Consider the following 13,598-nt stretch of genomic DNA (forward strand, 5'->3'; position numbering starts at 1 on the left):
TCCTTCGCTTCTGAGCCGTTCTCTTCGGCCGGGTCCCACCTTCCCCGTCCGCGCTGTCGGGCCCCTGTCGGACCGCTGTCGGCCCCGCACGGCTACCGTGCGGTCATGTACTTCTCCGTGCTGGGCCCCCTCACCGTCTCCACGGCGACCGGCGAACGGGTCGACGTCCCCGAGGCGAAAGTCCGCGCGCTGCTGGCCGCCCTCCTCGTTCACGAGGGACGTACGGTCTCGTCCGACCAACTGGTGGACCAGCTGTGGGGCGAGCACGCGCCCCGGAACCCGGCCGGGGCCCTCCAGACGAAGATCTCCCGGCTGCGCGCCGCGCTGGCACGGGCCGGGACGGGGGCCGGAGCGCTGGTGGAGTCGAGGGCTCCGGGATATCTGCTGCGGACCGCGCCCGAGCGGGTGGACTCCCGCCGGTTCGCCGCCCTGACCGCCGAGGCGTACGACACCGGATCCCCGCGCGCCAGGGCGGATCTGCTGACGGACGCCCTGGCGCTGTGGAAGGGGGACGCCTTCGCCGGTCTGCGAGAGGTCGAAGTCCTCCGCACGGCGGCCGAGGTGCTTGAGGAGCAGCGGCTGACCGCGCTGGAGGCACTCGCCGAAGCCCGGCTGGAACTGGGCGAACACCACGCGCTCACCGGGGAGCTGGGCGAGCTGGCGGACCGTCACCCGCTGCGGGAGCGGCTGCGCGCCGTCCACATCCGGGCGCTGTACCGGGCCGGCCGGCAGTCCGAGGCGCTGGCCGCCTACACCGGGCTGCGGAAACTGCTCGCCGACGAGCTGGGGGTGGACCCCGGCCCGGAGCTGGCCGCGCTCCACCGGTCGATCCTCCGGCACGACGACGAGACGCCCGAGCGGGCCCCGGCCGCCCGCGAACGCGGTGACAGCGCCCTGCCGGCCCCGCTCACCGGGCTCATCGGCAGGGCGGAAGCGGTGTCCGCCGTGACCGGACTGCTCACCGCGCACCGGCTGGTGACGCTCACCGGTCCCGGAGGCGTCGGCAAGACCCGGCTGGCCGAGGAGGTCGCCCGCCGGGTGGCCGCCGACCGCCCCGACGGCGTCCGGACCGTCGGCCTCGCCGGATCCATGGACGTCGCCGAGCAACTGAGCGCCGCCCTGGGCATCCGCGAGGAGGGCGCGGCGGGCATCGAGGACGCGCTGCGCTCCCGGCGGCTCCTGCTGCTGCTGGACAACTGCGAACATGTCATCGACTCGGCCGCCGACGTCATCCGCCGGATCCTGGCCGCCGCTCCCGGGCTGAGCGTCCTGGCCACCAGCAGGGAGCCGATCGGGCTGGCCGGGGAGACGGTCTGGACGGTGCCGCCCCTGCCACAGGCCGACGCCGAGCGGCTGTTCGCCCAGCGCGCCGCTGCCGCCGCCCCCGGATTCACGGTGACCGCGCGGAACGCGGAGGCCGTCGCGGAGATCTGCCGCCGCCTCGACCGGATACCCCTCGCCCTGGAACTCGCCGCCACCCGGGTCCGCGCGCTCGGCGTCCACCAGCTCTCCGCCCGGCTGGACGACCGGTTCCGGCTGCTGGCGGGCGGCCGCCGGGGCGTGCCCGCCCGCCAGCGGACCCTGCGCGCGATGATCGACTGGAGCTGGGAACTCCTCGGCGAGGACGAACGGACGGTTCTGCGACGGCTGTCCGTCTTCGCCGACGGCTGCGCCCTCGAAGCGGCCGAGGCGGTCTGCGGCGGCGAAGACGGCGAAGACGGTGACGGTGGTGACGGTGGTGACGGTGGCGACCAGGACGTTCTGACCCCGCTGATCCGGCTGGTGGACCGCTCACTCGTCACGGTGGCCGACGGCCCCCGTTACCGGCTGCCGGAGTCCGTGGCCGCGTACGCCCTGGAACGCCTCGCGGAGGCGGGCGAGTCCGAGACCGTCGGCCGGCGCCACCACGCCCACTACGCCCGGCTGATGGAGCGGGCCGGGGCCCGGCTCCACGGCCCCGAACAGCTGGGCCTGCTGACCCGTCTCGACCAGGAGAGCGCCAATCTGCGCACGGCGCTGGAGTGGGCCGTACGGAGGAAGGACACGGCCGGGGCGGCCCGCATGGCGCTCGCCTCGACCTGGTACTGGTTTCTGCGCGGCCGTCTCAGCGAGGCCCGGCGCTCGCTCGGCGACACTCTGCGCGTCATCGGGGAGACGGGGGACGCGGGGGAGAGCGGGGAGGCGCGGAGTCTCGCCCTGTGGCACGAGGGCTTCGCCCTGCTGGCCGGGGATGCCCGGAAGGCTCCGGTACCCGGGGCCGGGGAAGCGGAGGAGCGCGCCGACGACCCGGACCCGAAGGCCGGCACGGCGCGGGCGCTCTGGTTCCTCGGCGACGCCGCGCTCAGGGCGGGGGAGGACCTGGCCCGCAGCGAGACCCTCGTGGACCGGGCCCTGACCGGCTTCCGCACGAACGGCGACCGCTGGGGAACCGCCGCCGCGCTGAGCACCCGGGCCACCCAGTCGCTGCTGCGGGGCGACCTCGCCGCCGTGCGGAGCGACGCGACGGACGCCCAGGCGCTCTTCGAGGAGCTGGGCGACCCCTGGGGGCAGCTCCAGACCGCCTATCCGCTGGCGGCACTCGCCACCATCAACGGCGACTACCCCCACGCCGAGCGACTGCACGAACAGGGTCTCCGACTCGCCGAAGAGCTGGGATTCCGGGCGGACGCCGCCGACCGGCTCACCGGACTCGGCCGCGTCGCCCTGCTGACCGGCGACTTCGCCCGCGCCGCCGAACTCCACCGCGACGCCATGGCCCGCGCCGCCGAGCACGGTTACGCGGCCGGGGAGATCCACGCCGAGATCGGCCTCGCCCTCGGGGCCCGCCGCGCCGGCGATCTCGACCTCGCCGAGAAGCATCTCCGCAAGACCCTCGCCTGGCACCGCGAAGTCGACTTCGGCCCCGGCCCCGCGCTCCTCCTCGCCGAACTCGGCTTCCTCGCCGAACAGCGCGGCGACGCCACCGAGGCCCTCACCCTGCACCGCCGGGGCCTCACCGTCGCCCGCGCCGGCGGCGACCCCCGGGCCGTCGCCCTCGCCCACGAAGGCCTCGCCGGAGCCCACTCCCTCGCCAACCACCCCACGCGCGCCGCCCGCCTCCTCGGCATGGCCTCCCGCGCCCGCGCCGCCTCCGGAGCCCCCCTGCCCCCGGCCGAGCGAGCCGATGTGGACCGCGTCACCGCCCGTGTCCTCGCGGCCCTGGGCAGAGAGGCGTTCACCGCCGAATTCTCGACACCCGACGCCCCGGAAGACGTCTGGGCGGACGGACAGGGCTTCGAAAGCGTGACCTAGGCGGGCGGCGACTGGCGGTAGGCGGCGAGCGCCGGGGCGGTGCGCGTCGTGAAGAATTCGGTGATCCGGTACGCGCACACCCCGCCCACGGTGAAGGGATCGGCCGCCGCGATCTCCTCGATCCGCGCGCGGTCGTCGCCGACGGCCAGGATCACCCCGCCGTCACGGGGGTTCTTGCGCCCCGAGGCGATGAACACACCCTCCTCGTAGAGCGCGTCCAGCCAGGCGAGATGCGCCTCCATCAGCGCGTCGGCGCGCTCGACGGGGGCGGTGTACGTCAACTCCAGTACGAACATGACCGCCAGGCTACGCCACCTCGGGCGAGGCCCCGGGGGGCCCGGACGGACGGCACCGAGGCGGCGCGCGAGGCGCGGCGCGCATAGTGTGGGGGCACCATGACGATCATCGACATACCCGAGGGCTGGCCCGCCGACGAGGCCCGCGCGCTGGCAGTGCAGGACGAACTCCGCGCCCGGGTGGTCCTGGACGAGACCGGGCCGGAGCCCGGCACCGGCACGGTGGCCGGGGTGGATGTGGCGTACGACGACGTCCGGGGTGTCGTCGCGGCCGCCGCCGTGGTCGTCGACGCCCGGACGCTCACCGTCGTGGAGGAGTCCACCGCCGTCGGCAAGGTCGCCTTCCCGTACGTCCCCGGGCTGCTCGCCTTCCGCGAACTGCCGGCGGTGCTCGCCGCGCTGCGGTCCCTGACCCGTGCCCCCGGGCTGGTGGTCTGCGACGGCTACGGCCGGGCGCACCCGCGCCGCTTCGGACTCGCGAGCCATCTCGGCGTACTCACCGGACTCCCGTCCATCGGCGTCGCCAAGAACCCCTTCGTCTTCGGTCACGGCGAACTCGGCCCGCACCGGGGCGACACCGCGCCCCTCCGCGCCGACGACGGGGAGGAGGTCGGCCGGGCGCTGCGCACCCAGCCGGGCGTCAAGCCGGTCTATGTCTCGGCCGGCCATCGGACCGCCCTCGACACCGCCTGCGCGCACACCCTCCTCCTCGCCCCCCGCTACCGGCTCCCGGAGACCACCCGCCGGGCGGACCGGCTCTGCCGCGAGGCCCTGGCGGCGGCCGTCCTCTGAGGGGCGGCGGCGTCAGCGCCGGGCCGCCACCCGGAAGCGGATCCCCGCCGCCTGGAGGCGGTTCAGCAGTGCGTCGCCCATCGCGGCGGCGGAGGTGACCTGCCCGGAGGTCTTCGGCAGCTCGTCGAAGGCCAGGCACAGCGCGGACTCGGCGAAGATCTTCGCCGTCTCGTCGTACCCCGGATCCCCGCCCGACACCTCCGTGCACACCGTCCGGCCGCCGCCCTCGCCCACGAACCGCACCGAGAACCAGCTCCGCGCCCGGCGCTCCTCGTCGGGGCCCTCGCCCGGCTTGAGCCGGTCCGAGAACCAGCGCCGGGCGACGGGAAGCTGAGCCAGGCCCAGCATCGCGCCCACCGCCGCGACCCCGCCCACCGCCATCGGGAGCGTCTTGACCGCCGCGTAGTGCCGGTAGCGGAAGTCCGGGCCGTACCGTTCGAGCGCCCGCGCCGAGCGGGTGATGATCTGCCCGTCGAGCAGCGGCAGCGGCAGCGCCCAGGCGTCGGCCTCCCGGCTGTAGCGGGGCCCGCCGATCGGCGACCGGGCCCGCCGCCCCACCAGCCGGGGCTCGTGCAGCCGCCGCTGCCGCCCCGCCCGCAACGACTGCCTGCCCCGGCTCATCACATTGAGCGCGGAGGCGAACGTCCCGCCCGAGAAGGTCCCGTTGGAGCTGACGAAGCCGTCGACGCGCAGCGGCACGCCCTCGGGCAGCTGCGACACGGTGAAGTACACGCCCAGATCGCCGGGCACGGTGTCAAAGCCGCAGGCGTGCACCAGCCGCGCCCCCGTCTCGCGGGCGCGCGCCTCGTGGTGCACATACATCAGATCCACGAACTCGGGCTCACCGGTCAGATCGAGATAGTCGGTGCCCGCCTCCGCGCACGCGGCGACCAGCGGTTCGCCGTACCAGAGATAGGGGCCGACCGTCGTCGCCACCACCTCGGCGGAGCCGGCGAGCCGCCGCAGCGCCTCCGGGTCGTCGGCGTCCGCCTCGATCAGCGGCAGCTCCGCGCAGCCGGGGTAATCGGCGGCGAGAAGGCCGCGCAGCCGTTCCAGCTTCGCCCTGCTGCGGCCCGCGACGGCCCAGCGGCACCCGGCGGGCGCGTGCGCCGCGAGATACCGCGCGGTGAGCACGCCGACGAACCCTGTGGCCCCGTAGAGCACGATGTCGTAGGGACGCCTCGCGCGACCGGTTCCGTCCTGCCTGTTCACTGGCTCCTCCGGCGTTCCGTTTTTCGCGCGCTGTGGTCAGTGGCTGAGGCTAGCGCGCGGGAGCACCCGCGAAGAAGACGCGAATCGGGCCGAGGGCCCTGGTGACTTTCCCGCCGCGACCCGCCGCGAACGCGCCGTAACCCGCCGCGAACCGGTCCCGTCGGGGGTGAATCAGGGGCCCCGCCCGGGCCCGCCCCTTGTATGTACTGAAACGTGTTCTTACCATCGCTGGTGTTACATCAGTTGTGTCATATCCAAGCTGGGGGCTCGATGAGCACGACCGCGACCACGACGGAACCGACGGGGAACGGCCCGCTCGCCGGGGTCCGCGTCGTGGAGCTGGCGGGCATCGGACCCGGTCCGTTCGCCGCGATGCTCCTCGCCGACCTCGGGGCCGATGTCGTCCGTGTGGACCGGCCCGGCGGCGCGGGGCTCGCCATCGACCCGGCGCGGGATCTCACCAACCGCAACAAGCGCTCCGTGCTGATCGACCTCAAGACCGACGACGGCCCCGCCCAGGTGCTCGACCTCGTCGAGCGCGCCGACATCCTGATCGAGGGCTACCGGCCCGGCGTCGCCGAACGCCTCGGCGTGGGCCCGGAGGCCTGTCTCGCCCGCAACCCCCGGCTGGTGTACGGGAGGATGACCGGCTGGGGCCAGGACGGGCCGCTCGCCGACCGGGCGGGCCACGACATCGCGTACATCGCGGTCACCGGCGCCCTCGGCATGATCGGCCGGCCCGACGAGCCGCCGGTCGTCCCCGCCAATCTCGTCGGCGACTACGCGGGCGGCTCGCTCTATCTCGTCATCGGCGTCCTCGCGGCCCTCCAGCACGCCCGGGCCGAAGGCGGCGCGGGCCAGGTCGTGGACGCCGCCATCGTGGACGGGACGGCCCATCTCACCACCATGATCCACGCGATGATGGCGGCGGGCGGCTGGCAGGACCGGCGCGGGGCCAACCTCCTCGACGGCGGCTGCCCCTTCTACGGCTGCTACGAGACCGCCGACGGCGGATACATGGCGGTCGGGGCGCTGGAGAAGCGGTTCTACGACGAGTTCGTCAGCCTCCTCGGCATCGCCGACGACGCCCCGGCCCGCAAGGACTTCTCCCGCTGGGACGAGCTGCGCACGGTCGTCGCCGCCGCCTTCAAGACCCGTACCCGCGCGCAGTGGGCGGCCGTCTTCGACCGGACGGACGCCTGTGTGGCCCCCGTGCTGTCGCTCGCCGAGGCCCCCCGGCATCCGCATCTCGCCGCCCGGGGCACCTTCGTGCACCACGGCGGGGTGACCCAGCCCGCCCCCGCGCCCCGCTTCTCGGCGACGCCCGGCGCTGTCCGCACCGGCCCCGCGCTGCCCGGCGCGGACAGCGCCGAAGTCGCCCGCGACTGGGGCCTGCCCTCGCGCACCGGGTGACGGCCGCCCCCGTACCCCGTCCGACCCGGCCCCCGCCCCCGTACCCCCGAAAGGCTGTCGACGTGAGCACCGAAGCGTATGTGTACGACGCGATCCGCACCCCGCGCGGGCGCGGCAAGGCCAACGGCGCGCTGCACGGCACCAAGCCGATCGATCTCGTCGTCGGTCTGATCCACGAGCTGAGGGACCGTTTCCCCGGGCTCGACCCGGCGGCCGTGGACGACATCGTGCTCGGTGTCGTGGGCCCGGTCGGCGACCAGGGCTCCGACATCGCCCGGATCGCCGCCATCGCGGCGGGGCTCCCCGACACGGTGGCCGGGGTGCAGGAGAACCGCTTCTGCGCCTCGGGCCTCGAAGCCGTCAACATGGCGGCGATGAAGATCCGCTCGGGCTGGGAGGACCTGGTGCTCGCCGGCGGGGTGGAGTCGATGTCCCGGGTGCCGATGGCGTCCGACGGCGGCGCCTGGTTCGCCGATCCGATGACCAATCTCTCGGTCGGATTCGTCCCTCAGGGCATCGGGGCCGATCTCATCGCCACCATTGAGGGCTTCAGCCGCCGCGATGTCGACGAGTACGCCGCCCTCTCCCAGGAGCGCGCCGCCGAGGCGTGGAAGGACGGCCGCTTCGCCCGCTCGGTCGTCCCCGTCCGCGACCGGGCCGGGCTGACCGTCCTCGACCACGACGAACACCTGCGCCCCGGCACCACCGCCGACAGCCTCGCCGCCCTCAAACCGGCCTTCGCGACCATCGGCGACCTGGGCGGCTTCGACGCCGTGGCGCTCCAGAAGTACCACTGGGTCGAGAAGATCGACCATGTCCACCACGCGGGCAACTCCTCCGGCATCGTGGACGGCGCGGCGCTCGTCGCCGTCGGCTCGAAGGAGACCGGCGAGCGGTACGGGCTCACCCCGCGCGCCCGGATCGTCTCCGCCGCCGTCTCCGGCTCCGAGCCGACCATCATGCTCACCGGCCCCGCCCCCGCCACCCGCAAGGCGCTGGCCAGGGCCGGGCTGACGATCGACGACATCGACCTCATCGAGATCAACGAGGCGTTCGCCGGGGTGGTGCTGCGCTTCGCCCGCGATCTCGGCGTCTCGCTGGACATCGTCAACGTCAACGGCGGCGCGATCGCCATGGGGCATCCGCTGGGGGCCACCGGGGCGATGATCCTCGGCACCCTCGTGGACGAACTGGAGCGCAGGGAGAAGCGGTACGGCCTCGCCACGCTCTGCGTCGGCGGGGGGATGGGGATCGCCACCGTGATCGAGCGCGTCGTCTAGCCGCCGCCCGAGCCCTCAGCCCCTTCCGACCGGACGACCTCCTGGAGAGACCCCGCCATGAGCGCGAGCACGGAACCGATCACCAGCCCCGAGCACCCCGAGCACACGGGGACCGCCGCCATCCGCTGGGAGCGGGACGAGAGCGGTGTCGTCACCCTCGTCCTGGACGACCCCCGGAACTCCGCCAACACCATGAACCAGGCGTTCCGCGACTCCCTCACCGCGATCGCCGAGCGCGCGGAGGCCGAGCGCGACTCCATCCGGGGCATCATCGTCACCTCCGCCAAGAAGACCTTCTTCGCGGGCGCCGACCTCAAGGACCTGATCAGAATCGGTCCGGGCCAGGCCCAGGAGGCCTTCGACGCCTCCATGGCCGTCAAGCACGCCCTGCGGCGGATCGAGACCCTCGGCAGGCCCGTCGTCGCCGCGATCAACGGCAGCGCCCTGGGCGGCGGTTACGAGATCGCCCTCGCCTGCCACCACCGCATCGCGCTCGACGCGCCCGGCTCCCGGATCGGCCTGCCCGAGGTCACCCTCGGACTGCTGCCCGGCGGTGGCGGGGTCACCCGCTCCGTACGCCTCCTCGGCATCGCCGACGCCCTGCTCAAGGTGCTGCTCCAGGGCGTCCGGCACACCCCCCGGCGGGCGCTGGAGAACGGGCTGGTCCACGAGGTCGCCACGACCGCCGACGAGATGCTCGCCAAGGCGCGCGCCTTCATCGACGCCCACCCCGAATCCGCCCAGCCCTGGGACGCCAAGGGGTACCGCATCCCCGGCGGCACCCCCGCCACCCCCCGGCTCGCCGCCGAACTGCCCGCCTTCCCCGCCAATCTGCGCAAGCGGACCGGGGGCGCGCCCGGCCCCGCGCCCCGGGCCATCCTCGCGGCGGCCGTCGAGGGAGCGCAGGTCGACTTCGAGACCGCGCAGACCGTCGAGGCCCGGTACTTCACCGAACTGGTCACCGGACAGATCGCCAAGAACATGATCCAGGCGTTCTTCTTCGACCTCCGGGCCGTCAACTCCGGGGCCGCCCGCCCGGCGGGCGTCGAGCCGCGCCCGGTGCGCCGGGTCGCCGTCCTGGGCGCGGGCACCATGGGCGCGGGCATCGCCCACTCCTGCGCCCGCGCCGGGCTCGACGTCGTCCTCAAGGACGTCTCGCTCCAGGCCGCCGAGCGCGGCAGGGCGCACTCCGCGCGCCTGCTCGACGCGGCGGTCGCCCGGGGCCGTACGACCCCGGCCGAGCGCGACGCGGTCCTCGCGCGCCTCACCCCGACCGCCGACCCCGCCGATCTCGCCGGGTGCGACGCGGTGATCGAGGCCGTCTTCGAGGACACCGCCCTCAAGCGCCAGGTGTTCCGGGAGATCCAGGGGATCGTCGAGCCGGACGCGCTGCTCTGCTCCAACACCTCGACCCTGCCCGTGAGTCTGCTCGCCGAGTCCGTCGAGCGGCCCGCCGACTTCATCGGGCTGCACTTCTTCTCCCCGGTCGACAAGATGCCCCTGGTCGAGATCGTGAAGGGGCGGGCCACCGGCGACGAGGCGCTCGCCCGCGCCTTCGACCTGGTGCGGCGGATCGGCAAGACGCCGATCGTGGTCAACGACGCGCGCGGCTTCTTCACCTCGCGGGTCATCGGCAGGTTCATCAGCGAGGGCGTCGCGATGGTCGGCGAGGGAGTCGAGCCCGCCTCCGTCGAACAGGCCGCCGCCCAGGCCGGCTACCCGGCCAAGGTGCTCTCGCTGACGGACGAGCTGACGCTCACCCTGCCGCGCGCGATCCGCGAGGAGAACCGCCGGGCGGTCGAGGAGTCCGGCGGTATCTGGACCGGGCACCCGGCGGACGCGGTCGTCGACCGGATGGTGGACGAGTTCGGGCGCACCGGCCGGGCCGGCGGGGCGGGCTTCTACGACTACGGCGAGGACGGCGAGCGCGCGGGGCTCTGGCCCGGGCTGCGCACCCACTTCACCCGGGCGGACGCGGAGTTCCCGTTCGCCGATCTGAAGGAGCGGCTGCTCTTCTCCGAGGCGCTGGAGAGCGTGCGCTGTCTGGAGGAGGGCGTGCTGACCTCGGTCGCCGACGCCAACATCGGCTCGCTGCTCGGCATCGGATTCCCGCCGTGGACCGGCGGGGTGCTTCAGTACATCGACGGGTACGAGGGCGGCCTGCCGGGTTTCGCCGCCCGGGCGCGCGAACTGGCCGCGCGGTACGGCGAGCGGTTCGAGCCGCCCACGCTGCTGCTGGCGAAGGCCGGGCGCGGGGAGAGCTTCGGCGGCCAGGACGGGTAGCAGTCGGCGGGCCGGGGCCCGGGGTCTCACACCAGCCGCTCGGCGGTCTCCAGAAACGGCCGGGAAACGTCCTTCGCACCGTGGTGGAGGGTGTAGAGCCCGGTGGAGACGCGCTCCAGGAAGCCCCACTCCCAGACGGCCCGCTCGTCCACCCCCGTACCGCCCGCCAGCAGTTCGCAGTACCGCCCGGCCAGCGCCCCCGCGTCCCCCGCCAGCAGTTGCGGGCACCAGTCCCGCAGCACGACCCCCAGGTCGTAGGCCGGATCGGCGAGAAACCCCTCGGGGTCGACGAAGACGAACCCCGACTCGGCCCCGGCCCGGGGCACGGGCGCCCGCAGCGCGTTCCCGGGGTGGGGATCGCCGTGCACCAGCACCGAACGCGCCGGGTCGAACGCGGCCGCGCGCCGCTCGGCGAAGAGCAGCGCCCGGTCCACCACCCGCCGCGAGCAGGGGCGGCCGAGCTCCTCCCACAGCCGGGCGACCAGCCGCCCCAGCCGAGCGGCCTTCTCCGTCCCGGGGCCCGTCGGCACTCCGGCGGGCACGGGCGTTCGCCAGGCCTCCCGCAGGGTCTGGCAGAGCACCTCGATCGTCCGCTCGGGGCCGAGGTCCGACTCCGCCAGGGACGGCCCCAGCGGTTCCAGGAGCAGCGCGCTCCGCCCGGCGTCATGGGCGAGCAGCCGCGCGTACCCCCGCCCTTCCGCCGCACGCAGCACCCGCGCCTCGCCGAGCCCCTCCGGCCCCGGGAACGCCAGCTTCAGCACGGCGTCCCGCCCCTCGGCGGTCCGCACCCGCACCACATGCGCCTCGCTGCCGCCGTCCAGTGCTTCGACCGCGGTGATCGACCACCGCTCCTCCAGGGAGGCCACCAGCGCGCCGAGCCCGGCGAGCCAGCGCTCACCCCCGGGGCCGAGCGCGGCGGCCTTCCGCCGGACCAGCGACGGCACTTCGGGTACGTATCGAGTCATCCGCCGATCATCACGGACCGGACGCGGGAGCGGCCACCGAGTTGTCGCGGGCGGGGGGCGGGGCCGGGTGTTCCGCCGTGTCCTCGCCCCCGGTGCCGAACGCGGTCCGCAGCTCCTCTCCCAACGACCGCTGGAAGGCGGTGACCAGGGCCTGGACCACCAGCGGGCGCATGGGCGCGGAGCGCGAGCGCATGGCCGCGACCTGCTCCGGATCGGGCTCCCGCTCGCGGTACGGCTCCCACACCTCGTCCCGGAAGAGCCGGGTCAGTTCGCGGGCCGCCGAGCGGGTGTGCTCCGCGAGCACGGTGCGGGCCGCGAGGATCGTCTCGTACCCGATGGGCACGTCCAGCAGCCGCACCCCGAGCCGCAGCAGCCCCGGGTCGACCAGATAGCACCCGGGTTCTTCCGCGCGCCGCAGCGCTCCCATCGCCGCGAGCCGGTCGACGTCCTCCTCGGCCAGGGGCCGGCCCGCCCGCCGCTCCAGCTCGGCGTGGGCGGTCCGCTCGGCGGGATCCGGTGCCCAGGAGGCGACCAGGGCCCGGTGCAGGGCCAGCTCATGGGGGCTCAGATCCTCCGGGAGCCGCTCCAGATAGCGTTCGATCGCGGCGAGCGTCATCCCCTGGTGCCGCAACTCCTCGATCAGGGCCAGCCTGGACAGATGCCCCGGGCCGTAGCGGCCGACCCGGCGCGGACCGATCGCCGGGGGCGGCAGCAGCCCCCGGCTGCCGTAGAAGCGGATGGTCCGGACCGTCACCCCGGCCCGCGCGGCCAGCTCGTCGACGGTGAGAGTCGGTTCCTCGGCCTCGGTCGCCATCGCCGCACCTCGCTTTCCCCGGCCGGTCCTCGATCGGCGCCCGGTGCAACAGTATTGCTGTCGCACCGCCCCGGTGAAAGGCGTGGCAGCGGCAGGTCCGGGGCGGGGCCGGGCGGCCCCGCCCCGGACCGGCGGGGTCAGTACACGTTGACGCCGTACGCGCCGAGCGCCTCGTTCACCGGCTGGTGAATGGCGGAACCGGCGGTGCCGCTGCACCCCGAGCTGCCGGAGTGGATGCCCAGGGCGGTGGAGCCGGAGAAGTGGGCGCCGCCGCTGTCGCCGCCCGCCGAGCAGGCCGTGGTGCGGACCATGCCGTAGACCGGGCCGTCGCTGTAGTTCACGGTGACGTTGACGGCGGTGACCCGGCCGCTGGTCAGCCGGGTGGTCGAGCCGCTCTTCTGGATGGCCTGTCCCACGATCGCGTCGGCGGAGGAGGTGATGTCCGCCGAGGAGCCGTTGTAGAGGTTGACGGTGCCGGGGGGCTGGGAGCCGTCGGTGTACCGCACGACACCGTGGTCGGCGGTCGGGAAGGTGCTGCCCTCGACCGTCCCGATCGACGGGCCGCCGGAGGTCGCCGACCAGCTGGTCGCCAGGTTGGTGCAGTGACCGGCGCTCAGGAAGAAGTAGTCGGTGCCGTCGGTGGCGTTGAAGGCGGCCGAACAGCGGTAGCCACCGCCGTAGATCGCGTCCCCGCCCAGCACCTCGCGGGTGAGGACACCGGGCACCCGGTCGATCCGCACGGCGTCGCCGAGGACCGCGGCCACCGCCTTGAGTCTGGCCAGGGAGCGGGCCGAGACCGACTGGTCGGCCTCCACCACGACCTGGTTGACGGAGGGGTCGATGCCCCAGGAGGTGCCGGTGATCTTCGCCCGGGACTCCAGTACGGCCATGACGTCCTGGAGCTGGGCGGTGTCGCGTTCGACGATCTCGGCGCGCGCGCCCTGGGCGCGCACCTCCTCGGCGGCGGCCGCGTCGGTCACGGTGACCACCAGCTCGCCGGTGGCGGGGTCGAGATAGGAGCCGCCGGTGTTCTCGCCGAGGGAACGTTCCAGCCGGGTGTCGAGGGCGTACTGGGTGGCGGAGGCGGTGACACCGGGCTCCGGCGTCGGTTCCGGGGCGGCTCCGGCGGTTCCGGCGCCGAGGCCGAGGGCGGGGAGGGTGAGCAGAACGGACAGGCAGATGCGCGCGCGAAGCGTGCGTCTCATGGAGGCTTCTCCTTCGGGATGGTCCGTGGGGGGTGCCGAGAAGCAGG

General features: G+C 74.4%; 10 protein-coding genes. 5 read left to right on the forward strand and 5 right to left on the reverse strand.

Features of this window, described 5'->3' with window-relative positions; translation table 11 throughout:
- Positions 1 to 105 precede the first annotated feature (105 nt).
- Entirely contained in the window at positions 106 to 3,291 is a 3,186-nt protein-coding gene (locus IE247_RS14860) for an AfsR/SARP family transcriptional regulator (RefSeq protein WP_190123557.1), read from the forward strand.
- Here the strand turns inward: IE247_RS14860 and IE247_RS14865 are convergent.
- Entirely contained in the window at positions 3,288 to 3,587 is a 300-nt protein-coding gene (locus IE247_RS14865; protein WP_190123558.1) for a YciI family protein, read from the reverse strand. The two genes, IE247_RS14860 and IE247_RS14865, sit on opposite strands and share 4 nt — an antisense overlap.
- Positions 3,588 to 3,686: 99 nt before the next feature.
- Here IE247_RS14865 and IE247_RS14870 point away from each other — a divergent pair, with 99 nt between their 5' ends.
- Positions 3,687 to 4,379: an endonuclease V gene (locus IE247_RS14870; protein ID WP_190123559.1), complete on the forward strand. Its 693-nt coding sequence runs from the start codon at positions 3,687 to 3,689 to the stop codon at positions 4,377 to 4,379.
- A 12-nt stretch (positions 4,380 to 4,391) separates the two neighbouring features.
- Here the strand turns inward: IE247_RS14870 and IE247_RS14875 are convergent, their stop codons facing one another.
- Entirely contained in the window at positions 4,392 to 5,591 is a 1,200-nt protein-coding gene (locus IE247_RS14875; RefSeq protein ID WP_190123560.1) for a saccharopine dehydrogenase family protein, read from the reverse strand.
- A 270-nt stretch (positions 5,592 to 5,861) separates the two neighbouring features.
- Here IE247_RS14875 and IE247_RS14880 point away from each other — a divergent pair, with 270 nt between their 5' ends.
- From IE247_RS14880 to IE247_RS14890, 3 genes are all read left to right on the forward strand, one after another.
- Positions 5,862 to 7,004, forward strand: coding sequence for a CaiB/BaiF CoA transferase family protein (locus IE247_RS14880; RefSeq protein ID WP_190123561.1), 1,143 nt, complete (start codon positions 5,862 to 5,864; stop codon positions 7,002 to 7,004).
- A gap of 62 nt (positions 7,005 to 7,066) precedes the next feature.
- Positions 7,067 to 8,284, forward strand: coding sequence for an acetyl-CoA C-acetyltransferase (locus IE247_RS14885; RefSeq protein ID WP_190123562.1), 1,218 nt, complete (start codon positions 7,067 to 7,069; stop codon positions 8,282 to 8,284).
- 57 nt (positions 8,285 to 8,341) lie between these two features.
- On the forward strand, positions 8,342 to 10,567 hold the full coding sequence (locus tag IE247_RS14890) for a 3-hydroxyacyl-CoA dehydrogenase NAD-binding domain-containing protein (RefSeq protein ID WP_190123563.1): 2,226 nt from the start codon (positions 8,342 to 8,344) through the stop codon (positions 10,565 to 10,567).
- Positions 10,568 to 10,593: 26 nt separating this feature from the next.
- Here IE247_RS14890 and IE247_RS14895 read toward each other — a convergent pair whose 3' ends face one another.
- The 3 genes from IE247_RS14895 to IE247_RS14905 all read right to left on the reverse strand — a co-directional run bounded on the left by IE247_RS14895 (position 10,594) and on the right by IE247_RS14905 (position 13,551).
- Positions 10,594 to 11,532 (reverse strand): aminoglycoside phosphotransferase family protein, encoded by a 939-nt coding sequence (locus IE247_RS14895; protein WP_190123564.1) that lies wholly within the window; start codon positions 11,530 to 11,532, stop codon positions 10,594 to 10,596.
- 10 nt (positions 11,533 to 11,542) lie between these two features.
- A complete protein-coding gene (locus tag IE247_RS14900) occupies positions 11,543 to 12,346 on the reverse strand; it encodes a MerR family transcriptional regulator (RefSeq protein ID WP_190123565.1) in 804 nt (267 codons plus the stop codon).
- A gap of 137 nt (positions 12,347 to 12,483) precedes the next feature.
- The gene (locus IE247_RS14905) at positions 12,484 to 13,551 is read right to left on the reverse strand and encodes a S1 family peptidase (RefSeq protein ID WP_190123566.1); all 1,068 of its coding nucleotides are present in this window, start codon (positions 13,549 to 13,551) and stop codon (positions 12,484 to 12,486) included.
- Positions 13,552 to 13,598 lie beyond the last annotated feature (47 nt).

This window comes from Streptomyces inusitatus (assembly GCF_014651115.1).
Taxonomy (GTDB): domain Bacteria; phylum Actinomycetota; class Actinomycetes; order Streptomycetales; family Streptomycetaceae; genus Streptomyces; species Streptomyces amakusaensis.

Excerpts from the sequence above, each read along its gene's own strand:
- IE247_RS14860 (WP_190123557.1), top strand. The coding sequence starts at position 106 with ATGTACTTCTCCGTGCTGGGCCCCCTCACCGTCTCCACGGCGACCGGC.
- IE247_RS14865 (WP_190123558.1), bottom strand. The coding sequence starts at position 3,587 with ATGTTCGTACTGGAGTTGACGTACACCGCCCCCGTCGAGCGCGCCGAC.
- IE247_RS14870 (WP_190123559.1), top strand. The coding sequence starts at position 3,687 with ATGACGATCATCGACATACCCGAGGGCTGGCCCGCCGACGAGGCCCGC.
- IE247_RS14880 (WP_190123561.1), top strand. The coding sequence starts at position 5,862 with ATGAGCACGACCGCGACCACGACGGAACCGACGGGGAACGGCCCGCTC.
- IE247_RS14890 (WP_190123563.1), top strand. The coding sequence starts at position 8,342 with ATGAGCGCGAGCACGGAACCGATCACCAGCCCCGAGCACCCCGAGCAC.
- IE247_RS14895 (WP_190123564.1), bottom strand. The coding sequence starts at position 11,532 with ATGACTCGATACGTACCCGAAGTGCCGTCGCTGGTCCGGCGGAAGGCC.
- IE247_RS14900 (WP_190123565.1), bottom strand. The coding sequence starts at position 12,346 with ATGGCGACCGAGGCCGAGGAACCGACTCTCACCGTCGACGAGCTGGCC.
- IE247_RS14905 (WP_190123566.1), bottom strand. The coding sequence starts at position 13,551 with ATGAGACGCACGCTTCGCGCGCGCATCTGCCTGTCCGTTCTGCTCACC.